General features: G+C 39.3%; 27 protein-coding genes. 25 read left to right on the top strand and 2 right to left on the bottom strand.

Going from position 1 to position 24,126, the window contains the following annotated elements; all coding sequences use genetic code 11:
- Nucleotides 1-451: 451 nt before the first annotated feature.
- Nucleotides 452-1,741: a replication-associated recombination protein A gene (locus AB1H92_RS07855; RefSeq protein WP_115360840.1), complete on the bottom strand. Its 1,290-nt coding sequence runs from the start codon at nt 1,739-1,741 to the stop codon at nt 452-454.
- 128 nt (nt 1,742-1,869) lie between these two features.
- On the opposite strand from AB1H92_RS07855, the gene cymR reads away from it, so the two are divergent.
- From cymR to mtnN, 15 genes are all read left to right on the top strand, one after another.
- On the top strand, nt 1,870-2,289 hold the full coding sequence (gene cymR, locus AB1H92_RS07850; RefSeq protein WP_115360842.1) for a cysteine metabolism transcriptional regulator CymR: 420 nt from the start codon (nt 1,870-1,872) through the stop codon (nt 2,287-2,289).
- 13 nt (nt 2,290-2,302) lie between these two features.
- Nucleotides 2,303-3,445 (top strand): cysteine desulfurase family protein, encoded by a 1,143-nt coding sequence (locus AB1H92_RS07845; protein WP_115360844.1) that lies wholly within the window; start codon nt 2,303-2,305, stop codon nt 3,443-3,445.
- A gap of 28 nt (nt 3,446-3,473) precedes the next feature.
- Entirely contained in the window at nt 3,474-4,589 is a 1,116-nt protein-coding gene (mnmA, locus tag AB1H92_RS07840) for a tRNA 2-thiouridine(34) synthase MnmA (RefSeq protein WP_134268521.1), read from the top strand.
- 12 nt (nt 4,590-4,601) lie between these two features.
- Nucleotides 4,602-5,261, top strand: a complete 660-nt coding sequence (locus tag AB1H92_RS07835; RefSeq protein ID WP_115360848.1) for a lipopolysaccharide assembly protein LapB — start codon at nt 4,602-4,604, stop codon at nt 5,259-5,261.
- A gap of 13 nt (nt 5,262-5,274) precedes the next feature.
- Nucleotides 5,275-7,689 carry an ATP-dependent RecD-like DNA helicase gene (locus AB1H92_RS07830; protein WP_115360850.1) on the top strand — a complete coding sequence of 805 codons (2,415 nt, stop codon included), beginning with the start codon at nt 5,275-5,277 and terminating at the stop codon, nt 7,687-7,689.
- A 344-nt stretch (nt 7,690-8,033) separates the two neighbouring features.
- Nucleotides 8,034-10,667, top strand: coding sequence for an alanine--tRNA ligase (gene alaS, locus AB1H92_RS07825; RefSeq protein WP_115360852.1), 2,634 nt, complete (start codon nt 8,034-8,036; stop codon nt 10,665-10,667).
- A 63-nt stretch (nt 10,668-10,730) separates the two neighbouring features.
- Nucleotides 10,731-11,003 carry an IreB family regulatory phosphoprotein gene (locus tag AB1H92_RS07820; RefSeq protein WP_115360854.1) on the top strand — a complete coding sequence of 91 codons (273 nt, stop codon included), beginning with the start codon at nt 10,731-10,733 and terminating at the stop codon, nt 11,001-11,003.
- Entirely contained in the window at nt 11,000-11,419 is a 420-nt protein-coding gene (gene ruvX, locus AB1H92_RS07815) for a Holliday junction resolvase RuvX (protein ID WP_115360856.1), read from the top strand. Before AB1H92_RS07820 ends, ruvX begins: the two co-directional genes overlap by 4 nt.
- A gap of 12 nt (nt 11,420-11,431) precedes the next feature.
- Nucleotides 11,432-11,725: a DUF1292 domain-containing protein gene (locus AB1H92_RS07810; protein WP_115360858.1), complete on the top strand. Its 294-nt coding sequence runs from the start codon at nt 11,432-11,434 to the stop codon at nt 11,723-11,725.
- 168 nt (nt 11,726-11,893) lie between these two features.
- Nucleotides 11,894-13,024, top strand: a complete 1,131-nt coding sequence (gene mltG / locus AB1H92_RS07805; protein WP_115360860.1) for an endolytic transglycosylase MltG — start codon at nt 11,894-11,896, stop codon at nt 13,022-13,024.
- Nucleotides 13,021-13,683, top strand: a complete 663-nt coding sequence (locus AB1H92_RS07800) for an O-methyltransferase (RefSeq protein ID WP_115360862.1) — start codon at nt 13,021-13,023, stop codon at nt 13,681-13,683. Before mltG ends, AB1H92_RS07800 begins: the two co-directional genes overlap by 4 nt.
- Nucleotides 13,684-13,738: 55 nt before the next feature.
- Entirely contained in the window at nt 13,739-14,401 is a 663-nt protein-coding gene (gene udk / locus AB1H92_RS07795) for a uridine kinase (RefSeq protein ID WP_115360864.1), read from the top strand.
- A gap of 78 nt (nt 14,402-14,479) precedes the next feature.
- Nucleotides 14,480-14,956: a transcription elongation factor GreA gene (gene greA, locus AB1H92_RS07790; protein WP_115360865.1), complete on the top strand. Its 477-nt coding sequence runs from the start codon at nt 14,480-14,482 to the stop codon at nt 14,954-14,956.
- Nucleotides 14,957-15,095: 139 nt separating this feature from the next.
- Nucleotides 15,096-15,764 (top strand): YrrS family protein, encoded by a 669-nt coding sequence (locus AB1H92_RS07785; RefSeq protein WP_115360867.1) that lies wholly within the window; start codon nt 15,096-15,098, stop codon nt 15,762-15,764.
- A gap of 25 nt (nt 15,765-15,789) precedes the next feature.
- On the top strand, nt 15,790-16,482 hold the full coding sequence (gene mtnN / locus AB1H92_RS07780) for a 5'-methylthioadenosine/S-adenosylhomocysteine nucleosidase (protein WP_115360869.1): 693 nt from the start codon (nt 15,790-15,792) through the stop codon (nt 16,480-16,482).
- A gap of 302 nt (nt 16,483-16,784) precedes the next feature.
- Here mtnN and sigK read toward each other — a convergent pair whose 3' ends face one another.
- Nucleotides 16,785-17,486 carry an RNA polymerase sporulation sigma factor SigK gene (sigK, locus tag AB1H92_RS07775; protein WP_115360871.1) on the bottom strand — a complete coding sequence of 234 codons (702 nt, stop codon included), beginning with the start codon at nt 17,484-17,486 and terminating at the stop codon, nt 16,785-16,787.
- A 178-nt stretch (nt 17,487-17,664) separates the two neighbouring features.
- On the opposite strand from sigK, the gene AB1H92_RS07770 reads away from it, so the two are divergent.
- From AB1H92_RS07770 to AB1H92_RS07725, 10 genes are read left to right on the top strand one after another with little or no spacing between them, the layout of a single operon-like run.
- Nucleotides 17,665-18,189 (top strand): YqeG family HAD IIIA-type phosphatase, encoded by a 525-nt coding sequence (locus tag AB1H92_RS07770; protein WP_341850042.1) that lies wholly within the window; start codon nt 17,665-17,667, stop codon nt 18,187-18,189.
- Nucleotides 18,189-19,289, top strand: coding sequence for a ribosome biogenesis GTPase YqeH (gene yqeH, locus AB1H92_RS07765; protein WP_115364076.1), 1,101 nt, complete (start codon nt 18,189-18,191; stop codon nt 19,287-19,289). Before AB1H92_RS07770 ends, yqeH begins: the two co-directional genes overlap by 1 nt.
- A gap of 31 nt (nt 19,290-19,320) precedes the next feature.
- Nucleotides 19,321-20,163 (top strand): shikimate dehydrogenase, encoded by an 843-nt coding sequence (gene aroE / locus AB1H92_RS07760; RefSeq protein WP_115360875.1) that lies wholly within the window; start codon nt 19,321-19,323, stop codon nt 20,161-20,163.
- Nucleotides 20,150-20,440, top strand: a complete 291-nt coding sequence (gene yhbY, locus AB1H92_RS07755) for a ribosome assembly RNA-binding protein YhbY (protein WP_115360877.1) — start codon at nt 20,150-20,152, stop codon at nt 20,438-20,440. Before aroE ends, yhbY begins: the two co-directional genes overlap by 14 nt.
- A 12-nt stretch (nt 20,441-20,452) precedes the next feature.
- Nucleotides 20,453-21,037 carry a nicotinate-nucleotide adenylyltransferase gene (locus AB1H92_RS07750; RefSeq protein WP_115360879.1) on the top strand — a complete coding sequence of 195 codons (585 nt, stop codon included), beginning with the start codon at nt 20,453-20,455 and terminating at the stop codon, nt 21,035-21,037.
- A complete protein-coding gene (gene yqeK, locus AB1H92_RS07745) occupies nt 21,012-21,581 on the top strand; it encodes a bis(5'-nucleosyl)-tetraphosphatase (symmetrical) YqeK (RefSeq protein WP_115360881.1) in 570 nt (189 codons plus the stop codon). The genes AB1H92_RS07750 and yqeK overlap by 26 nt, the downstream gene beginning before the upstream one ends.
- The gene (rsfS, locus tag AB1H92_RS07740; protein WP_115360883.1) at nt 21,582-21,932 is read left to right on the top strand and encodes a ribosome silencing factor; all 351 of its coding nucleotides are present in this window, start codon (nt 21,582-21,584) and stop codon (nt 21,930-21,932) included.
- Nucleotides 21,929-22,669, top strand: a complete 741-nt coding sequence (locus AB1H92_RS07735; protein WP_115360885.1) for a class I SAM-dependent methyltransferase — start codon at nt 21,929-21,931, stop codon at nt 22,667-22,669. The genes rsfS and AB1H92_RS07735 overlap by 4 nt, the downstream gene beginning before the upstream one ends.
- 55 nt (nt 22,670-22,724) lie before the next feature.
- Entirely contained in the window at nt 22,725-23,384 is a 660-nt protein-coding gene (locus tag AB1H92_RS07730) for a helix-hairpin-helix domain-containing protein (protein WP_115360887.1), read from the top strand.
- Nucleotides 23,385-23,423: 39 nt separating this feature from the next.
- Nucleotides 23,424-23,987, top strand: coding sequence for a ComE operon protein 2 (locus tag AB1H92_RS07725; RefSeq protein WP_115360889.1), 564 nt, complete (start codon nt 23,424-23,426; stop codon nt 23,985-23,987).
- Nucleotides 23,988-24,126 lie beyond the last annotated feature (139 nt).

The following is a 24,126-nucleotide window of genomic DNA, read 5'->3' as shown; positions in this document are numbered from 1 at the left end:
AGTTTTTTAATTGATACATATGGCTATAATATGAAGTTATTTGCATGTATAGAAACTTATATATAAGGAGTCTCTGTTGATTGGAGTGCAGAGCGGCGACTCGGGTGGGATTAGCGAAAGCCGTCACGAAGAACGGCTTTTGCGGATAAAAGCGAAGCGTTATGAGCATGAATATCCAACAGGATGCCTTAATTTCTGCAAAAACCCGCAGAAATACGGCAAATCGCAACCTACGTTTTGCGATTGGCTCACCGCACGCCCCACCGAAAGCGTCCGCTCGGAACGGAAATCAACATAGTTTATTTAGTGTTATGTTATGGTTTTTATTTATCCCCCATAAACATTTTACTCATACAGGTGCTTATTAAAATGAATAGAGAAGTTAGTTGTAGTAGATTGTAGTTTTATTATGTAAACCTAAACGGTAAAGGTAAGCTGTAAAAGCTTACCTTTACCGTTTGTTTTTCTTCATCTCTTTCATTCGCTCGTAAATCGCAGCTAATTTGACTTCGTCTCCTGCTTGTACAGGTCTATAAAACTCAGTTCCTTCAACTTTGTCAGGTAAATATTGTTGATCAATCCATCCGCCAAATGACCCGATTGGCGTATTGTGTGGATACTGATAACCGACATGTCCGAGTTCCGCCGCACCCGCGTAATGTGTATCTCTTAAATGAGGGGGAATGTCGCCAGTATTTCCGCTGTTAATTGCTCGAACTGCCGCATCGAATGCTTTATAGGCTGAATTGGATTTTGAAGCGAGACACATTTCAATCACTGCATTTGCAAGTGGAATGCGCGCTTCTGGCATTCCTAAACGGACGGCTGCTTCAGTGGCGGCAAGTACGTGGGCACCGATATGTGGAGCAGCAAGTCCGATATCTTCATAGGCGATCACGAGTAACCTTCGATTCACGGCAACTAGGTCTCCAGTTTCTAATAAATGCGCTAAATAATAAATCGCTGCATTTACATCACTTCCACGAATCGATTTTTGAAGTGCGGACAATAAATTGTAAAAATGGGAACCTTTTTTATCGCTAAATAAACCAATTCTACCAATTAGGTTATCTACTAGCCAATCTTCTACAATCGTTTCACCATTTTCTTCATCACTTGCGATGACGACAGATTCTAAAACATTTAATGCTTTTCTCGCATCGCCATTTACGCCTTCTGCTATTTTCAATAGTTGTGCTTCTGTAATGCGAATGGACTGTTTTCCAAGGCCACGTTCCTGATCTGTTAATGCTCTATGTAATACGCCGAGTAAATCAGATGCTTCTAATCTTTTTAGTTGCTTGATTTCCCCGCATCTAGAACGAATCGCAGGGTTTACATCATGAAACGGATTTTCCGTCGTAGCTCCGATCAGAACAATTGATCCTTTTTCAACATGTGGTAATAAAGTATCTTGCTGTAACTTATTAAATCGATGGATCTCATCAAGAAACAGTAAAACTTTTCCTGTAACACGGGCTTCAGCAACGACATCTTCAACTTCTTTTTTTCCCGATACCGTTGCATTCAATGATATAAACGGTAAATCGCTTGTTCCTGCAATTGCATGTGCCAGGGAAGTTTTTCCAATACCTGGTTCTCCGTAAAGTAACATAGAAGGAACATGTCCTTTTTTAATCAGGTGATAAAGTGCTGTATTTTTGCCGATAATTTCTTCTTGACCGGCAATTTCATCTATATTTTTTGGACGCATGCGATAGGCTAATGGTTCATTGTGCAAAGTATCACTCCTCGTACAATTGTTTCTCCATTATACACATCATTTACTTCGATATCATTTCGTACAAGCAAATCGTGAGTTATGCTATACTATTTTGAAGCAATATGTAAAGGACGGGGTACCGAACCATGAAAATTTCCACAAAAGGACGATATGGCCTCACAGTAGTTGTCGTGTTAGGCGCTAAATACGGAGAAGGGCCAGTTCCATTGCGTCAAATTGCAGAGGAACAATCATTATCTGAAGCTTATTTAGAGCAGTTAATTCCACCATTACGCAATCACGGCATTGTGAAAAGTGTGCGCGGAGCTTATGGAGGCTATATGCTCGCCAAACCGCCCGAAGAAATTACTTCCGGGGATGTTATTCGCGTATTAGAAGGACCCATCCAGCCAATTGAAGGGTTGGATGATACAGATATTCCACAATATAAACTTTGGAAAAGCATTGCGGATGCTGTAAGGGAAGTACTTGATACAACAACAATAGCGGATCTTGTAAAATCAAATAAAGAATCTACTATGGATAGTTATATGTTCTATATTTAAAAGGAGTTTTTTTATGAAAGCAATTTATCTAGACCATGCAGCAACGACACCTGTTCATCCGCTCGTCACAGAGAAATATGCAGAGCTACTGAATTCCGTGTATGGGAATCCTTCTAGCATCCACCAATACGGTAGGGAAGCGAGAAAATGGTTAGCTGATGCAAGAAAAGTAATGGCACAATCTATTCATGCAAAACCAACTGAAATTATTTTTACTTCAGGTGGGACAGAAGCTGATAATATGGCGATATTTGGTGCCGTGAATGCCATGAAATCTAAGGGGAACCATATTATTACGACAAATATTGAGCATCACGCGGTGTTAAATACGTGTAAACAACTCCAAATAGACGGTTTTGACGTGACAATTTTAGAGGCAGATATAAATGGTCAAGTTCATGTAGAACAAGTTGCAGAAGCATTAAGGGATGAAACGATCCTTGTCACGATTATGCTTGGAAATAATGAGGTTGGTACAATTCAACCGATTGATGAAATTGGAAAACTGCTAACAAGCCATCAAGCATTATTTCATACGGACGCAGTACAAGCTTATGGAATAGTACCAATTAACGTTGATACACTTGGGGTTGACTTACTATCTGTCTCTTCCCATAAATTAAATGGTCCAAAAGGTGTCGGCTTTTTGTATGAACGAACCGGCACACCTTCAGCACCTCTCGTTTACGGTGGAGAACAAGAAAGAAAACGTCGTGCAGGTACAGAAAATGTGCCAGCAATTGTTGCTTTTTCAGAAGCGGTAAAAATTGCAGAACAAACATCTGAGGAAAATAGTTTAAAGTATCATGCGTTTGAAAAGAAACTAACAACAATCTTAGCGGAACAAGCGATTCAGTTTACTGTAAATGCCGTGGAATCGGATCGTTTGCCGCATATTACAAATATAAGTTTTCCAGGCACAGATATTGAATCACTTCTCGTTAACTTAGATATGGCAGGGGTTTGTGTGTCGAGTGGTTCAGCTTGTACAGCAGGTTCACTTGACCCGTCACACGTTCTAACGGCTATGTATGGTAAAGGTGCGACCGAACTTCGAAACTCTGTCCGATTTAGCTATGGATACGGCTTAACGATAGAGCAAATAGAAAAGGTAGCCTATAAAACAGCAGAAATTGTAGCAAGGCTAGTAAAATGATAGGTAAAGGATTGAATAAGTTATGACAATAAAAAAAGCACCATCTGAAACGCGTGTCGTCATTGGCATGTCTGGTGGCGTCGATTCGTCTGTCGCTGCGCTTTTATTAAAAGAGCAAGGCTATGACGTTATCGGAATTTTTATGAAGAATTGGGATGACACGGACGAGTTCGGTGTTTGTACAGCAACAGAAGATTATGAAGACGTCATTGCTGTTTGTAATGAAATTGGCATTCCATATTATGCCGTTAATTTCGAACAACAATATTGGGATAAAGTGTTTACGTACTTCTTAGATGAATATAAAGCGGGACGTACACCAAACCCAGACGTCATGTGTAATAAAGAAATTAAATTCAACGCATTTTTAGACCATGCGATGAGTCTTGGTGCCGATTATTTAGCAACTGGACACTATGCACAAGTTGTCGACACAGAAGATGGCGTAGCGATGTTGCGCGGTAAAGATGAAAGCAAAGACCAAACTTATTTCTTAAATCAATTAACGCAAGAAATGCTTGAGAAAGTGATGTTCCCACTCGGGCATTTAGATAAAAGTGAAGTTCGGAAAATAGCGATTGAAGCTGGCCTTACTACAGCAAAGAAAAAAGATTCAACGGGCATTTGCTTTATCGGCGAAAGAAATTTTAAGGAATTCTTAGGTCAATATTTACCAGCGCAACCAGGAGCAATGGAAACGATGACGGGTGAAACAGTCGGTCAACATGATGGACTTATGTATTATACAATTGGTCAACGTCATGGGCTTGGCATTGGTGGAGCAGGTGATCCTTGGTTTGTGTTAGGGAAAGATTTGAAAAACAATGTACTGCTTGTTGGGCAAGGTTTTCATCATGATGCATTATACTCAGATAGTTTAACAGCGGTTGATGTGAATCTCGCAACACCGAGAAAATTACCAACACGTTTTACATGTACAGCGAAGTTTAGATATCGCCAACCGGATACGAAAGTAACAGTTGAAATAACTGGAGAACATACAGCGAATGTCATATTTGAAGAACCAGTTCGTGCGATTACACCAGGACAAGCGGTTGTTTTATATGACGGCGAAGAATGTCTAGGTGGCGGAACGATTGATACGGTCATTAAAAATGGCATCAAATTGGACTATGTAGGGTAAGGGGTAAACAATATGGATCATAACGAAAAAGGCATTATCGCCTTACAAAATGAACAATATGAAAAAGCAATTGAATCTTTTTTAAAAGCAATTGAAGAAAAGCCAGAAGAAGCAGTCGGCTATATAAATGTTGGCAACGTATTTGCTTCGATCGGTGATACGGAAAAAGCGGAGCCTTTTTTCCAAAAAGCCATCACATTAGATGAAGAGGCGGGTACGGCCATTTACGGTCTTGCGAATTTATATTATAACGAAGAACGTTATGAGGAAGCTTCTAAGCTATATGAACAAGCGATTCGTAAAGGTATAGAAGAAGCGGATGCTTATTTTATGCTTGGGAAAAGTTTAGAACGTGCAGGAAAAGTGAAGTTAGCACTGCCTTATTTACAAAGAGCTGCTGAACTTGCCCCTACCGATATGGAAGTACGGTTATCTTATGGGATTTTACTTGCGAACTTAGAATTGTTTGACCAAGCAGGCGAAGAATTCCGTTATGTCGTGGAGCATGATGAGGAAAACGCAGATGCCCATTATAATTTAGGCTTTTTATACGCTGTATCGACGGATCGAAAAGAAGATGCACTTAAACATTTAAAGCAAGCATTTACGCTCAACCCAGAGTATGAACAAGCACGTTATATTTACGATATGATTCAACTTGACGAAAGTTAAGGAGGGGTAAGATGTGGAAAGTCAAACCGAAGAACTGTATATAATTGGGAGACCGTTCGTTACAATATTTCATAATGCTGATAATCTCTTTACGATTTGTAAATGTAGTATTACAAAAACGAACTGTGATTATGATGAAAAAGAAATTGTTGTAAAAGGAAACTTTCCGCAACTAGCTCCTGAAGAAGATTATAAATTTATTGGTAGACTTGTGAATCATCCAACGTACGGTGCCCAGTTTGATGTCCATACTTTTACGAAAGAAATGCCTGGAACAGAAACGGGACTTGTTCAGTATTTATCGGGTGACTTGTTTCCAGGAATTGGGGCGAAAACTGCTTCCACCATCGTTGAAACACTTGGGACAGATGCCATTAATAAAATATTAAATGATGCAACTGTTTTGGATAAAGTTCCCCGTTTAACAGAAGAACGGAAGGCTACCCTTGTCTCTGTTTTGCAACAAAACATGGGATTAGAACGAACGATTATTCAGTTGAATGAATGGGGCTTCGGACCGAAAGTAGCCATGCGAATCTATCAAGCGTACCGTGAAGAAACAATTGAACTATTAACTGAAAATCCATACCGGTTGACAGAGGAAATTGAGGGCGTCGGTTTTCAACGGGCCGATGAACTCGGTCGACACTTAGGGATAACAGGCAATCACCCTTCTAGAATTAAAGCTGCCATTTTATATACGATTAATGAAGTTGTGCAATCGGAAGGACATGTGTATGTAGAAGGGGAAGTCGCTTTACCTGAAGTAAAGCGCATGCTTGAAATGAGTCAATCTATGGAAATTCCCTATAGTAGTATTTCACAAGCGATCATTGAACTCGTAGAAGAGGGAAAGTTATCTGCCGAAAAACAAAGGCTATACACCCCGTCATTATATTTTTCGGAAATAGGCTTTGCGTCAAAAATACAAGAAATTATGAGTAATGGGTCTGAAGATCAATTTCCAGTTTCAGAAATCCGTTCAGCAATCGGTGAAGTGGAAGAGCGTCTTGGCGTCAATTATGCGGAAACACAAGTAGCTGCTATTGAAAAAGCGCTCCATTCACCCGCGATGATTTTAACAGGTGGTCCAGGTACAGGGAAGACAACGGTAATTCGAGGGTTTGTGGAAGTTTTTGCGGAACTTCATGGTTTGTCTTTAGATCCAGCAGAATATGCAAAAAAGAAAGAAGCCTTCCCGATTATTTTAGCCGCTCCGACTGGAAGAGCAGCGAAACGGATGTCCGAATCGACGGAACTACCTGCGATGACAATCCATCGTCTACTCGGTTTCACAGGCCAGCAAAAAGAAGAAGAAACCGACCGAGAAATCGAAGGGAAACTCGTCATTATCGATGAAATGTCTATGGTCGATACATGGCTAGGCCACCAGCTTTTAAAAGCACTCCCAAAAGACGTACAAATTTTATTTGTCGGTGACCAAGATCAATTGCCTTCCGTCGGACCAGGTCAAGTGCTAAAGGATATGTTGGAATCTAACGTGATTCCAGTAGTCGAACTAACAGAAATTTATCGTCAAAGTGCAGGCTCCACAATTATTGAAATGGCCCATATGATAAAACGTTCAGAGTGGTCTACTAACATCGTTGGTAAAACATCTGACCGTTCTTTTATAGCAGCAAGTGCGGACCGGATTTTGGATGCCGTACATCAAATTATCGATAATGCAATTTCGAAAGGGCATAGCATAAAAGATATCCAAGTGTTGGCGCCGATGTATAAAGGTCCTGCAGGCATTGACGGCTTAAATAAAATGATTCAAAAAATGGTGAATCCCCCGAGCTCTAAACGAAAGGAAGTAACATTTGGAGACGTTGTTTACCGGATAGGCGACAAAGTGCTTCAACTTGTCAATCAACCGGAAAGCAACGTGTTTAACGGCGATATGGGGGAAGTTATTAGCATTATTAAAGCAAATGAAACGGTCGATAAAAAAGAACTACTTGTCGTCTCTTATGATGGCATCGAAGTGACCTATGAAAGAAAAGACTTAAATCAAATTACACTTTCTTATTGTTGCTCCATTCATAAGTCACAAGGAAGCGAATTTCCGATTGTCATTATGCCAATCGTGCGTGCTCACCGGAAAATGTTAAAACGTAATCTTCTTTATACAGGAATTACACGTGCTCAAAAGTTTTTAATTCTTTGCGGTGAACCAGAAGAGTTTAAAGCAGGTATTTTAAGGGCAGATGAACTCGCCCGCCAAACGACCTTACAAGAGCGTTTAAACGCATATGGTGAACCTCATACTGCTACAGATGAAGATAGTGAAGAAACGCTTGAAGTTGAGCAGGAAGAAGTAGAAAAAAATTATGAACTAACGACCGACAATATCCTTGCGATTGACCCGATGATCGGAATGGCTGGTATTACGCCATATGCATACGTACAGGATGTCGATTGACAGTCGAGCGGAAGTTTTCTATACTAAAAGCAATATAAGGAATACGATGACAGAGACAGTAAGTATTTTTACTCGTACAGAAAGGAACCTCTTAGGCTGAAAAGGTGACCGAGCCCGAAAATATTGAACGCTACTCTTGAGTGCAGCTAAACCCTGCCGTCTGCCGCGTTAAGGCAACCAAAGATACTAATTGTTCATTCGACAAATTTAGTAATTAGGGTGGTACCGCGAGATAATATCTTCGTCCCTTTCTAGGGGCGGAGTTTTTTTGTTTTTAAAAACAAAAAACATTATTTAACACATTCCTTATGCAGTCTTTTATTATTTACTCGAGGAGGATTATTATGAAAAAATTAACAGCGTCAGAAATACGTTCTATGTTTTTAGATTACTTTAAAGAGCATGGTCATAGTATCGAGCCATCTGCACCGCTTGTTCCTATTGATGATGCTTCATTGTTATGGATTAACAGTGGGGTAGCAACATTAAAGAAATACTTTGATGGGCGAATCGTTCCTGACAATCCAAGAATTGTGAATGCGCAAAAATCGATTCGAACAAACGATATCGAAAACGTAGGAAAAACTGCACGTCATCATACTTTCTTTGAAATGCTTGGGAACTTTTCGATTGGAGACTATTTTAAAGAAGAAGCGATTATACGTGCTTGGGAGTTTCTAACATCTAAAGATTGGATTGGTTTTGATCCATCGTTACTATATGTGACCGTACATCCTGAAGATGATGAGGCGTATAACATTTGGCGTGAGCATATTGGTTTATCTGAAGAACGCATTATCCGATTGGAAGGAAACTTCTGGGATATTGGTGAAGGTCCAAGTGGTCCAAACACTGAAATTTTCTACGACCGTGGGCCGAAATATGGCGATGATTTTTCTGACCCTGAACTATATCCAGGCGGAGAAAACGAACGTTATTTAGAGATTTGGAACCTTGTATTCTCGGAGTTTAACCATAACCCAGACCATACGTACACCCCACTTCCAAACAAAAACATTGATACTGGGCTTGGATTAGAGCGTATGGCATCCGTTCTTCAAGATGTTCCAACGAACTACGATACGGATTTATTTATCCCGATTATTCAAGAAGTCGAAAAAATTTCCGGTAAAAAATATGGCGTAGATGAAAAACAGGATGTTGCATTTAAAGTCATTGCTGACCATATTCGTACAGTTGCTTTTGCAATTGGTGACGGCGCATTACCGTCCAATGAAGGGCGCGGCTATGTATTAAGAAGGTTATTAAGAAGAGCGGTTCGTTTTGCAATGCAACTTGGCATCAACCGACCATTTATGTTTGAACTTGTACCAGTCACTGGTTCAATTATGAAAGACTTTTACCCTGAAGTAGATGAGAAAAAAGAATTTATCATGAAAGTAATTCAAAACGAAGAAGAGCGCTTCCATGAGACGTTAAATGACGGAATGTCTATCTTGTCAACAGTCATTGAAAAAGCAAAGCAAGATGAGTTGCCAACTGTAAGTGGTGCTTCAGCGTTTCAATTGTATGACACATACGGTTTTCCATTTGAGTTGACTGAAGAGTTAGCGGAAGAAGCAGGCGTTCAAGTCGATGAAGTTGGTTTTAAAAATGAAATGGAAAAACAACGTGAGCGCGCACGTGCTGCACGTCAAGATGTAGATTCAATGAAAGTGCAATCGGGCGTTTTAGGAGACATTCATGATCCAAGTGAATTTATCGGTTACGATAATTTAACTACAGAAGCGATAGTATCCAATTTATTACAAGATGGAACAATTATTGAACAAGCTGCTGAGGGGGATGAAATTCAATTTATCTTGAACGTAACACCGTTTTACGCGGAAAGTGGTGGACAAATTGCAGATAAAGGAACGATTGCAACAGATTCATTTATTGCAGACGTTCAAAACGTTCAAAAAGCACCGAACGGTCAGCATTTACATACCGCAACTGTTCGTACTGGATCTATCGCTTCAGGAACTACAGTTATTGCAACAGTAGATGCAGATAAAAGAACGAAAACGATAAAAAATCATACGGCAACGCATCTTCTTCATAAAGCGTTAAAAGAAGTGTTGGGTGACCATGTCGCACAAGCGGGATCATATGTTGGTCCAGATCGTCTACGTTTTGACTTCTCTCATTTTGGTCAAGTGACAGATGAAGAACTTGAGCAAATTGAAAAGCTAGTCAATGATAAAATTTGGGATGATATCGAAGTCGCGATTTCAAAAAAGCCAATTGAGGAAGCAAAACGTCAAGGTGCGATGGCTTTATTTGGCGAGAAATATGGTGATATCGTTCGTGTCGTAGCAATTGACGATTATTCAATTGAACTGTGCGGAGGATGTCATGTTGAATCAACTGCTAAAATTGGTCTCTTTAAACTTGTTTCCGAAAGTGGAATAGGTGCTGGAACAAGGCGTATTGAAGCATTAACAGGTAAAGAAGCATATGAAGCATTAAAAGAAGAAGAAGAGATTCTTAAATCTGCGGCAATGCTGATGAAAGCGAAACCGAAAGAAATGGTTGCGAAAGTGGAATCTGTCCTTTTAAGTATAAAAGAGCTTGAACGTGTGAATCATTCACTTTCAGCGCAACTCGCTAATAGTCAGTTATCTGGTGTATTAGATGGATCTGAAACAATTGGTGGTGTTACGGTTGTATCAGCACGTGTCGATGTGAAAGATAATCAGGCACTCAGACAAATGATGGACGAATTAAAACAAAAAGTTTCTAAAGGCGTCATTGTCCTAGGTACTGTTGTAAATGAAAAAGTCATGCTTGTTGCAGGCGTAACGGATGACCTCAAATCAAGCGATTATCATGCTGGAAAGCTTGTAAACCATGTAGCTTCCCAATGCGATGGTAAGGGTGGCGGCAGGCCGGATATGGCAATGGCGGGTGCAAAAGATGCTTCCAAGCTTGATGATGCGCTTCAATCGGTGTATGATTATGTGAAAACAGTATAGTATGCTGTTTGCATCGTATACATTTTGAAACGAAAAGGAAAATCTGAAAGCGGGGTTGCATAAATGGATTCATACGACAAAACGATGAAGTTCAACTTTCCTGAAGAATCGATGGAAGAAGAAGTAAAGCAAGTCATGCTTCACGTCCATAAAGCATTAGACGAAAAAGGGTACAATCCGATTAATCAAATCGTAGGGTATCTTCTATCAGGTGACCCTGCCTATATCCCACGTCACGAAGATGCTCGTAATATGATTCGAAAACTAGAGCGCGATGAAATTATCGAAGAGCTTGTGAAGTTTTATATTCGTGAAAACGGGGGACAATTAAAGTGAGGATTATGGGGCTAGACGTCGGCTCAAAAACAATTGGCATTGCAATTAGCGATGCCTTAGGGTGGACAGCCCAAGGTATTGAAACAATTCCGATTGACGAGACTGAAGGAGAGTTTGGTTTAGAACGAATTCGTGAACTTATCTCAACATATGAGGTAAGTGAGTTCGTCATTGGCTACCCGAAAAATATGAATAATACGGTTGGTCCAAGAGGGGAAGCATCTGAACATTATGCAAACCTCTTGAAAGAAAATTTCAATCTTCCTGTTACTTTATGGGATGAAAGATTGACGACAATGGCTGCGGAGCGTACACTAATTGAGGCGGATGTAAGTCGAAAAAAACGCAAGCAAGTAATTGATAAAATGGCAGCCATTATGATATTACAAGGTTTTTTAGACAAAAAAAATAGATGAGGTGAGCAGAAAATGGAACACGGACAAGAAACAATGACAATTGTAGACGAACAAGGAAACGAGCATGTATGTGAGGTAATTCTTACATTTGAATCAAAGGATTACGGAAAATCTTATGTACTTTACCATGTTTTAGGGAAAGATAATGACGAGACAGAGGAAATTGAAATTCATGCCTCTTCATTCATCCCTAATGAAGACGGTGAAGAAGACGGAGAACTTATGCCGATTGAAGATGATAAAGAGTGGGAAATGGTTGAAGAAACATTAAATGCATTTTTAGGTGAAGAAGAGGAAGAGGACTAATCTTTATATGCACGTTAGCGGGACGGTGCAATACCGTTCCGTCTTTTTCGTTATGTGTAATTAAATCTTTAAGATATAAAAATAGATATGTCGTCAACTTCAATACATAAATTTTCGTATTTAAACTGTTTGGTCGGATCGTTTCCGAATGAAAGAGGTGGATGACGCATGGAAAAAGGTTCGAAAAAAGAAATCATGTTCGACCGGATGCGTGAAAAGAAAAAAGAAGTGAAAATCGTTAGGAAAATCGTCTTCTGGATTGCGATAAGTATACTTGGCATTGGATTAATAGGTGGGTTAATTACTTATAATTATATTTCAAAAGGGTTAAAAGCATACGATCCAAATTCTGAGGAAATCATTGAAGTTGAAATCCCAATTGGTTCAGGTTTAAATAATATTTCAAAAATCCTCGAGGAAAAAGGCGTTATTAAAAGCGCAAGTTTATTCAAATACTATGCAAAATTTAATAACGAATCTAAATTTCAAGCGGGTACCTACGATTTATCAAAATCAATGACCCCAGATGAATTAATAAAAAGCTTAAAAACAGGAAAAGTATACCACGAACCGGTATTTACATTAACGGTACCAGAAGGTCTGACGCTGAAAGAAATCGCTAATATTGTAGAAAAGCGTACAGATGTAAGTGCGGAAGATTTTTTAGCTTATGTGAATGATAAAGAGAATATCGAATTATTAATGGGGAAATATCCGCATTTACTTAAGGAAGAGATTTTTGGTGAGCAGATTAAATTTCCGTTAGAAGGATATTTATTCCCTGCGACTTATCCATTTTATGAAGAGCAGCCGTCTGTTGAAACCATTGTAGAGAGTATGTTGGAAGCGACGGAAGCGAATATTCTACCGTATTTAGATTATCTAGAGAAAAACGATAAAACCGTTCATTGGTTATTAACCTTCGCTTCATTGTTAGAGAAAGAGGCTACAGCACAGTCAGATCGTGAGACGATTGCGAGTGTGTTCTATAACCGTCTAGCAATCGATATGCCGTTACAAACAGACCCAACTGTTGCCTATGCGCATGGCGAACATTTAAGTAGAACGTATTACAAGGACCTTGAAATCGATGATCCATATAATACGTATAAATACGCCGGCATTCCTCCAGGACCGATTGCAGGCGCGGGAAAATCGTCTATAGAAGCTGTCGTTGATCCAGCTCAAACAAAATATTTATACTTTTTAGCAGATAGTAAAGGTGTAAACTATTTCGCAGATAGCTATAAAGAACATTTAAGTAATCGTGCGAAATATATTGATAAAAAGGCTGAATGATTGAGGAGTTGGCTACGATTTATAATTATGAAAATTACTTAGCTGACCTTGGAAAAGAAAAGAATTCACTATTGTTAGAAATGGAAAGCTATGCAAAGAAAAACCATGTCCCAATTATGGGGAGTCAAGCAATTGAAACTTTTATCGGGTTGCTTTCGTTACAAAAACCTAGATGTATTCTTGAAATTGGAAGTGCTATCGGCTATTCTGCAATAAGAATGGCCCATGCATTCCCGAATGCATCAATCACAACGATTGAGCGTGATTCGGAACGCTTTCATAAAGCTGTTGAGTATATTGAAGCTTCCGAGATGAGTCAGCGTATCGAGATTATTGAAGCTGACGCATTAGAATTATCGATCGATACACATTTAAAGAAGCCCTATGACGCTCTGTTTATTGATGCGGCCAAAGGGCAGTACAAGCGTTTCTTTGAAAAATATTCACCCTTAGTGATACCAGGTGGAGTTATTTATTGCGATAATATGTTCATGCATGGTATGGTTTTGCAGGAAGATAAAGACGTGCCGAGACGAAAGCGTACAATGATCCGTAACTTGAAGGAATTTACTTCATGGGTAATGGCGCATCCTAGTTTTGATACATTCTTACTTCCAGTAGGTGACGGAATATTAATTGCAATTAAAAAAGAAGCATAGTAAAATGGCGTTTCATTGAAAGTGAAACACCTTTGCAACTGAAAGGATGCCAGAAATGAAAGTAGATAAACCACTCGTCATTGGAATTGCTGGAGGTTCGGGATCGGGAAAAACGAGCGTTACGAATGCAATTTACGATGTGTTTAAAGATAACTCGGTTGCTGTGATTGGCCAAGATTTTTATTATAAAGACCAGTCGCATCTTCGCTTTGAGGAACGGTTAGAAACGAATTATGACCATCCGCTTGCATTCGATACGGACTTATTAGTAGAGCATATTCAAATGTTGCTTAACCGACAACCGATCGAAAAGCCGACATATGATTATACACAACATACACGTTCTAATGAAACGGTTATGATAGAACCGAAAGATGTGATAATCGTTGAAGGAATTCTTGTATTAGAAGACGTTGCACTTCGAAACTTAATGGATATCAAATTGTTCGTCGATACAGATGCAGATTTGCGGATTATTAGAAGGATACTACGCGACATTCATGAAAGAGGTCGTTCTATCGATTCCGTTGTAGAACAATACCTGTCCGTTGTTCGACCAATGCACAACCAATTTATCGAACCAACGAAGAAATATGCGGATATTATTGTCCCAGAAGGCGGGAAAAATAAAGTAGCAATTGACCTGATGGTGACAAAAATAAAAACAATTCTTGATAAAGGAACAGAATTATACTATGATGATGACATAAAATCATAGGCGTTACTTGCTATGTCGCATACTAAAATACAAAGCGGCATAGTATTTTTATGAATAGTAATTTGAGGAGTGATGGGAATGATTACGGAAAAGAAGTTTCCGATGACTGCTGCGGGAAAAGCAAAGCTAGAAGAAGAGTTAGAACACTTAATAACGGTTAAACGTAAAGAAGTTGTAGAACGTATTAAAATTGCAAGAGACTTTGGTGACCTCTCGGAAAACTCAGAGTATGACTCTGCGAAAGAAGAGCAAGCATTTATCGAAGGAAGAATTTCTTCAATTGAAGGAATGATTCGTAACGCATTGATTATTGACGAGTCTGAATTTAATACAGACGAAGTACAACTTGGAAATACAGTAACGTTTAAGGAATTACCAGACGGTGATGAAGAAACGTATACCATTGTTGGTTCAGCTGAAGCGAATCCAATTGAAGGATTAATATCCAATGATTCACCAATTGCAAAAGGTTTAATTGGCTGCAAAAAAGGCGATGAAGTGAAAATTAATACGCCTGGTGGAGAAATGTCGGTTACAATCTTAGAAATAAAATAACCGTATGAAACCGCCTTCATTTGAGGGCGGTTTTTATCAATGTAATTAATCTCTTATGATGAATCTAAATAGGAAACAAATTTCTACTTAAAACGTCTCATCAGTAAGCGTCTAAACTATACTGGGAGCTGAATGAAGCATGAACAATCCTGAAAATAACTTCTCCAGATTGCATAGAAAGAAAAAACGAAAAGATAAAATATTGAATGTGCTAATTGCAGTGGTCGTAGTTGCAATTGTCATAACGGCATCTATTATTTTTCTTGGCGGCGCGAAAGAACAATCTGAGAAAGAAGATATAATAAACAATGAGGAAATCGTAGAGCAAAATACAGATGACGAGGTTTTGGAAGAAGAGGAAACTTCGCTAAATGACGAAGAAGTAGAAAATGTAGAAACAATCGATGAAGATGCTGCATCAGATGAAGTTGAAGATGTAGAAATAGACGAAGTTGAAGATGTAGAAATCACAGTTAACCCAAATGATCCAATCGTCTCCCAATCAATCGTGAACCCGGCTTGGGAGCCAATCGGAACAGAACAGTCCGGTGAGCACGTTTCTGTATACAAACGAAATTCAGTGGACTGGAAAGAAAAAGAGCAGGCACTTATTTATGCTACGGGAATCTCTGCAGAAAATATGATCATTTGGAAGCTTAAAAATGGCGGAAGTCCTCAAAAGTCAATTGGAATTATTTCTACTAAAGACAAAACTGAAAAATATCGAGTTTTCTTAGAATGGGTGGACAATGAAGGTTGGAAACCTGTGAAAATGGATGTACTCACAACTTTAGACTTTAATTATTAATATGGATGAAAATGGAGGGATACTTTTGAAGGTTGGAGTAATCGGTGCAATGGAGGAAGAAGTAAACCTCTTACGTGAAGAAATTGAATCACCCAAAACAAAAATCATCGCAAATTGTGAGTTTGTTGAAGGCGTACTTGGAAAGCATGAGGTAGTTCTTGTGAAAAGTGGCATTGGGAAAGTGAATGCAGCCATTGCAACTACTTTATTGCTTGAAACTTACAAGCCGGATGTTGTGATCAACACAGGCTCAGCAGGTGGATTTTTAGAAACACTAGAAATAGGATCGATTGTCATCTCAGATGAGGTATGCCATCATGATGTAGATGTTACGGCATTCGGCTATGCGCATGGGCAAGTTCCTAATTTACCTGAAACATTTAAGGCAGAATCAACACTCATCCAATCAGCGAAGGAAGCTGTAGATGAAATTGGTCAACATACATCTGCTGTCGGCCTAGTTGCTTCAAGTGACTCATTTATGAGCGATACAAACCGGGTAGAACAGGTGAGACAAATCTTTCCATCAATGATTGCAGCTGAAATGGAAGCTGCTGCAGTTGCCCAAGTTTGTCATCAGTTCGGCACGCCTTTCGTTGTCATCCGTGCGTTGTCAGATATTGCAGGAAAAGAATCTTCAATTAGTTTTGATGAGTTTCTTCCAGTAGCAGCACGTCATTCTACAGATATTGTTTTACGTGTCATCTCGAAACTTTAATGGTTTCATGTTAAGATAAGGATAGTGTAATCATATTTATTATCTTGCGATGTAGGAGGGGTTTATCAATGGATGGAATTATGTTTGCGATGATGTCAGGCGTTTTTATTTTTGCGATTGCTGTTTCAGCTGTTATTTTACGTGAGGTAAATGAAGAGTAAGATGATTGAAGAGGCGCTTCCGCTGGGGTTGACTCCCAAGTGGAAACGCCTTTTCCTTTGGGTTCGATAAATGGAAAATGATGTATTGTACTAGTAATATTTCCGGTTTAACAGGCGATGTGTTGGTTGGACAATATACGATTAATCATTATATTCATGTTTGAAAAGCTGGTATAATTTTACAATGGCGCGTTTTTCGATTCTTGAAACATAACTTCTCGAAATATTGAGTTGTTCTGCAATTGCTTTTTGTGTCATCGGTTTGTCATCTAATAGACCAAAGCGTCTTTGAATAATTTCAAGTTCTCTTCCATCTAGTTTACCGAGATGTTTATACAATCTTTCTTTCTCTTCGTTTTGTTCGACTGCGACAATCGGGGATTCATCGTCCGTTTGGAGCAAGTCTGCAATTTGCAGTGATTGACCATCGCTTTCACCGCCGATCGGTTCAAACAAGGACACATCTTTTTGTACTTTTTTTTGAGTACGGAGATACATTAATATTTCATTTTCTATACAGCGTGCCGCATATGTTGCCAGTTTCGTTTTTCGGTCGGCCGTATACGTGTTTACTGCTTTCATAAGACCGATTGTTCCGATAGAAATATAATCGTCTAGAAACTCATGTTTTGGATGGAATTTTTTTACGATATGTGCAACAAGTCGCATGTTCCGTTCGATTAGTTCATCACGTGCGTCTTCATCTCCGGCTGCGAGTCGCGCAAGACAGTCTGCCTCTTCTTCTTTAGAGAGTGGACGCTTGAATGCCTGCCCTCGTATATAACCGATAACTGCAGGTATCTCGAGCCAAAGTTGAATCACCGACATGACAAATCCGCTCATCAGGCCACCTCCTTGTCGTTGTATGACAGCATATGCGGTCATCATATGTGTAATGAGTAAATATTTTCACTTTTTATAGCGGACAAGCACGAATAGTTGTCCAACAAAAAAAGGACAGACATTATAAAGAAAAGTGCCTTATATGTTATAATACTTGAGTACTAAGTTGATAATCGGAGTGAATGGAATGCTAAAGAAGTTTTTGCCGGATGAGTTTGTGAAAGACATCTTTCACATCAAAGCTGAACAGTTAAAAGAGCGCGGCATTAAAGGAATCATAACAGATTTGGATAATACGCTCGTCGCATGGGACCGCCCAGATGCAACACCTGAAGTGATTGAATGGTTAGAAGGCATGCAACAGGCGGGAATCCGGGTGACGATTGTTTCTAATAATAATGAGTTACGTGTAAAAGCATTTTCTGAGCCGATTCAAATGCCATTTATTTCGAAAGCGAATAAACCTTTAGGAACAGCTTTTAGGCGCGCAGTAAAATTAATGGGAACAAAAAAGGAAGAAACAGTCGTTATAGGAGATCAATTATTAACAGATATTTTTGGTGGAAATCGTCAAGGACTTCACACAATTTTAGTCATTCCTGTTGCGACATCTGATGCGAAAGTTACAACTTTTAATCGGAACTTAGAAAGTTTTATTATGGAGCGTTTAAGACGACGCGGCCTTATTTATTGGGAGGAATAATATTGGAAGAATTAAAATGTATTGGTTGCGGCATTACGATTCAAACGGAGAATCCTAAGCTGGAAGGATATGCTCCACCCGCATCTTTGACAAATGAGGACCTTGTTTGTCGACGTTGCTTCCGTCTTCGTAATTATAATGAGTTACAGCCTGTATCATTAACAGGTGATGACTTTTTAAATATATTGAATGGAATTGGAAACAAAGAAGGGATTGTCGTTAAAATCGTGGATATTTTTGATTTTAACGGTAGTTGGATTTCAGGGTTGCATCGTTTCGTAGGTAATAAGGATATTTTATTAATCGGAAATAAATCTGACTTACTGCCAAAATCAATTAATCCAAACAGAGTAATTAATTGGATGAAAAAAGAAGCCAATAAGCTGGGCTTAAAACCGGCAGAAGTGTTACTTGTTTCAGCCTATAAAGGGCACGGCATGGAAGAAACATTACAAAAAATTGATAGGCTTCGAAAAGGCAAAGATGTCTACGTCGTAGGTTGTACAAATACTGGTAAATCGACTTTTATTAATCATATTATTAAAAGTGCAACCGGTGCGAATGAAGTGATTACAACGTCTCATTTCCCCGGTACAACATTAGATATTGTAGAAATCCCGTTGGACGATGGAAAGGCAATTTATGATACGCCGGGTATCATTAACGACCATCAAATTGCCCACTATTTAGACGAAAAAGATCTGAAGTTAATTACACCTAAATCTGAGCTGAAGCCGAAAGTTTTTCAGTTAAATGCTGAGCAATCTTTATTTGTCGGAGGGTTAGCACGTTTTGACTTTATCTCCGGTGAACGTTCTTCGTTTTTAGTGTATGTCTCAAATCGCCTCCAAATTCATCGTACAAAATTAGCGAATGCGGATGCTTTGTATGAAAACCATAAAGGGGCTATGCTGTCGCCACCATCAGGAGAATCGGTAGAGAAAATGCCTGAACTTGTACGTCATGAATTTTCGATTAAAGAGAAAAAAACAGACATTGTCATATCAGGGTTGGGTTGGATTACTGTTCAGGAACCAAGTGTCGTTGCTGTTCATGCACCTCGCGGGGTGAATGTAATCCTTCGACCATCATTAATTTAAGTTGCTTGTACGAAGGGGGAATGGGAATCAAATGAAAAAATGGTATGCTGTTATCGGCGATCCGATTAGTCAATCCATGTCGCCAAATATGCATGATGAATGGTTTAAAGATAATAATATGAATGCATCTTATAGTCCACATCATATATATCCAGAACATCTTGGCGAGGCCGTTGAAAGCTTGAAGCTACTTGGATGCAGTGGTTGGAATGTCACTGTTCCACATAAAAGTGCGATCATTCCTTTTTTAGATGACATAGACGAGTCGGCCGAAGTGATGAACGCAGTCAATACTGTAGAAGTGCTGCCGGATGGTTCGCTTCGCGGATCGAATACGGACGGTGCGGGATTTGTCCAATCTTTAGAAGAAATGTTCGGCCAGCAATGTTTGGAGAAAAAAGTACTCGTCATTGGGGCTGGCGGGGCCGCACGTGGAATTTGTTATGGCTTACAAGATAAGGGATATGGTCCCATTTATATTGCAAATCGAACGATTGAAAAAGCGCAGCAATTAGCAGAAGATTTACCGAATGCAAAAGCTTTGACAATTACAAAGGCAGAAAATATACTTGAAGACTTTGGATTAATCATTCAAACGACTTCAGTTGGGATGAACTATGCAACTACAGGAATGCCGCTCAATCCATCTAAAGTTTTAGCGGGAACAGTTGTTGCAGATATCATTTATAATCCATTGGAAACCGAGTTTTTGAAGGCGGCACGTGAGAACGGGGCGCAGACAATGAACGGGGTAGGGATGTTTGTCCATCAAGGTGCGTTAGCATTTGAGAAATGGACAGGTATTCAACCGAATACTGCGAGTATGATTGAGAAAATAACAGAAAAACTAGGAGGAAATTATGTTAACAGGTAAACAAAAAAGATTTTTACGAAGCGAGGCACATCATCTGCAACCTTTATTTCAAATTGGAAAACAAGGTTTAACAGAATCTGTCATTGTACAAATAGAGGAAGCTTTAGAAGCGAAAGAACTCATTAAAGTTAATATTTTACAAAATTGTAGTGAGGATAGACAAACAATCTCTGAGAAATTATCTGAACGTGTAGGACTTCATGTCGTTCAAGTAATTGGGAATGTGCTTATTTTATATAAAGAATCTGTAGACAATAAGCAAATAGAATTGCCATAAGGAGGTCTTTCCTTGAAGAGAGTGGGCATACTTGGGGGGACTTATAATCCACCACATATTGGACATCTCATTATTGCTAACGAAGTGAAGCATGCCTTTGCACTTGACGAAGTTCGATTTATGCCAAATGCTTTACCACCGCATAAAGCAGCCGATAAACAAGTGACGAAAGAACAGCGTCTCGAAATGGTGAACTTAGCCATTCAAGGAATAGAAGGTTTTACCGCCTCTTCTTATGAGATAGAACGTGGAGGCGTCTCTTATTCATTCGATACAATGTCTGCACTGATGACACAAGATCCGGATGTTGAATACTTTTTAATCATCGGTGGGGATATGATTGATTCGCTACATACTTGGCATCGAATTGATGAACTCGTTGAGCTCGTAACAATTGTTGGCGTCGGTCGGCCAGGGTGGAAAAGTGAAACGGACTATCCAGTAGAGATTATTGCGATTCCTGAGATAGATATTTCCTCGACGTTACTCCGTAAAAGATTTCATGAAAATGGGACCGTTACATTTTTAACTCCTCCCGCAGTTGAATCATTTATTCGCGAGGAGGGCTTATATGGAACTGGCGCCTATAAAAAGTGAACTGGCAAAACGTTTAACGTCTTCACGGTATGAGCATGTTTTACGTGTTGCTCAGTTATCGAAAGAGATGGCGAAACAACATGGTGTCTCGGAAATAGCCGCCGAACAAGCAGCTCTATTCCATGATATTGCCAAGTGCATGAAGAAAGAGGAGTTACTGCAACGTTTACAAGAAGCAGATGAAGATAAACGGTTAGTGGATTTTCATCATGAACTATGGCACGGACCAGTTGGCGCAATCATCGCTCAGGAGACATTTGGAATAATTGACGAGGATATTTTAAATGCAGTACGTTTTCATACGACAGGTAGAGCGAATATGTCGAGATTAGAAAAAATAGTATTTATCGCTGACTTGATAGAGCCTGGAAGACAATTTCCAGGAGTCAATGAACTGAGAGAAAGATCAAAAGGATCTATTGATGAAGCGATGTATGCTTGTATTAGCCATTCAATTGAATACTTAGTATCTAAGAGAGTGGCAATTTTTCCAGACTCATTTGATTGTTATAATGAATATATGTTAAAGGAAGGAATAATTTAAATGACGACTTCAACTTTACTATCAACAGCATATCAAGCTGTTGACGATAAAAAAGCATCAGATATTGTAGTGTTAAATATGGAAGGCATCTCTGTGATGGCGGACCAATTTATAATTTGTCATGCCAATTCAGAAAGGCAAGTTCAAGCAATTGCACGTGAAGTAATCGATCAAGCGAGTGAGTTTGGCGTGCATGTAAAGCGTGTGGAAGGATTGGAGTCAGGTCGCTGGGTATTAGCTGACTTAGGCGATGTAGTCGTGCACGTATTCCATAAAGATGAGCGTGGCCATTACAACTTGGAGAAGTTATGGGGAGATGCACCAAGACTTCAAATGGTAGAAGAGGAATGAAAGAAAGCTATTCCCGATTTGCGCTCGTTTACGATGAATTAATGGAAGACATTCCATATGATACGTATGTTGAGTTAATTGCCCTTGCTGCAAATGGCATTGCGGGCAAGAAGATATTAGATATCGGATGTGGGACGGGATTATTAGCTGCAAAGTTAGCAAAGTCAGGGGGAAATGTCACAGGAGTTGACCTTTCTCCTGACATGCTTCAAATTGCGACTGAAAGGGCAAAATCTTTAAATTTATCGATCTCATTCATGCTTCAGCCGATGCAAAAACTTGAAGGACATAGTGGATTTGATGTCGCTGTTATTCCGATTGATTCATTGAATTATGTAACGGACCGAATGGAAGTGCTTCAAACATTTCGTAATATTTACCAGGCATTATCAATCGGTGGCGTTTTGTTATTTGATGTACATTCAACATTTAAAACGGACGTAATATTTTTAGAAAGTCCTTTTACTTATGATAGTGAACGAATTTCATACATATGGCAAACAGAGCCAGGAGAAGAGTTACACTCGGTTTATTCTGAATTGGCCTTTTTTGTAAAAGCTGAAAATGATTTGTATGAACGGTTTGATGAAGTGCATTTTCAAAGAACGTTTCCAGTACAAGAATATGTGAATATGTTACTTGAAGTTGGATTTAAAATTGAGAGAGTTTTTGCTGATTGGGAAGATGAAGCACCCGCAGAAGAAAGTGAGAGAATATTTTTTCAAGTCCGTAAATAAGTATTGATATTTATCTAGATTTGTTTATAATTGAGATACTCCATATGGATACTCAATGAGAGAAGGGGTGAATCACCTGTTTCAATCTTTTGTATCCAATAATTGGCGTAAACTTATATTCCCACTCGCAGCATTCGCTGTCATTCTTGCTTATTTGTTCATTCCCCGTGGACAAGCAGACGATTCTCCAATCGACTTCAGCGAGCAAATTCCATTTTCAGAAGTAAATGAAAAAGAAATTGAAGAACCAGAAACTATGATTGAAAGTGTTCCATCCATCTTAGTGGTCGATGTGAAAGGAGCAGTCCTTCGTCCAGGCGTTTACACATTAGAAGAAGGTGATCGTCTTATCGATGCGATTAATGCTGCTGGCGGATATTTACCGGAAGCGGATGCACGACTAGTGAATCTAGCGTTAAAATTAACGGATGAACTGCTCATATACATTCCGACTGAAGGTGAGGAATTGCAAGAAACTGAAGCGATTGTTAGCTTAACAGATTCTTCAGCGGTGGATGATGACACGATCAACATTAATACGGCTACTGAAAGTGAACTGATGACGATTAGTGGCATTGGACCGGCCAAAGCACAATCCATCATTCAGTATCGAGAAGAGAATGGACCATTTCAGTCACCGGAAGAGTTGATGAACATTTCTGGTATCGGGCAAAAGACATTCGAAAAACTTCAACATCAAATTAAAGTAAAATAATAATAGATGAACAATTTTGGACACGATGGAGGCATTCATATGGAGCGAATTACATGGGACCAATTTTTCATGGCGCAATGTCATCTATTAGCATTGCGAAGTACATGTACAAGACTTGCAGTTGGGGCGATTATTGTACGTGATAATCGAATTATTGCAGGCGGTTATAACGGCTCAATTTCCGGCGGTGACCATTGTATTGATCACGGTTGCTATGTCGTTGATAACCATTGTGTACGAACGATTCATGCAGAAATGAATGCATTGTTACAATGTGCAAAATATGGAACAACGACAGCGGACTCAACGATTTATGTGACTCATTTTCCTTGCTTGCAATGTGCAAAAGCAATTATTCAAGCAGGAGTAAAAAGAATCATATACGCCACAGACTATCGAAATAATGAGTATGCGGCAACTTTATTTGCTCAATCAGGGATTTCTGTTCAACATATTCCTTTCGATGAAAGAAAAGTAGATTTCTTAGGCGATAAAAAGTTGAGCCTCGTCAATGACATGTTAGCGTCTATGCGTGAATTAGGTGCAGATGAAGAACAATTGGACCCTCTACTGAGAAGGGTGGAAGAATTATTCGGAATATAATTGTTCAAATTCGCTTTATTTACGTAGCTATACCGGTTGCCGTCTCTGCGTTTGCCGCATACGGCACGGTATACTTATTATTATTAAATCTTTTACTTCTCCCTCTCTTTTTAAAGCAAAAAGATGATTTCCTCACGCC

Source organism: Sporosarcina pasteurii (assembly GCF_041295575.1).
Taxonomy (GTDB): domain Bacteria; phylum Bacillota; class Bacilli; order Bacillales_A; family Planococcaceae; genus Sporosarcina; species Sporosarcina pasteurii.
The sequence above is the reverse complement of the archived record's forward strand: the minus strand, read 5'-3'. Positions and strand labels throughout refer to the sequence as shown.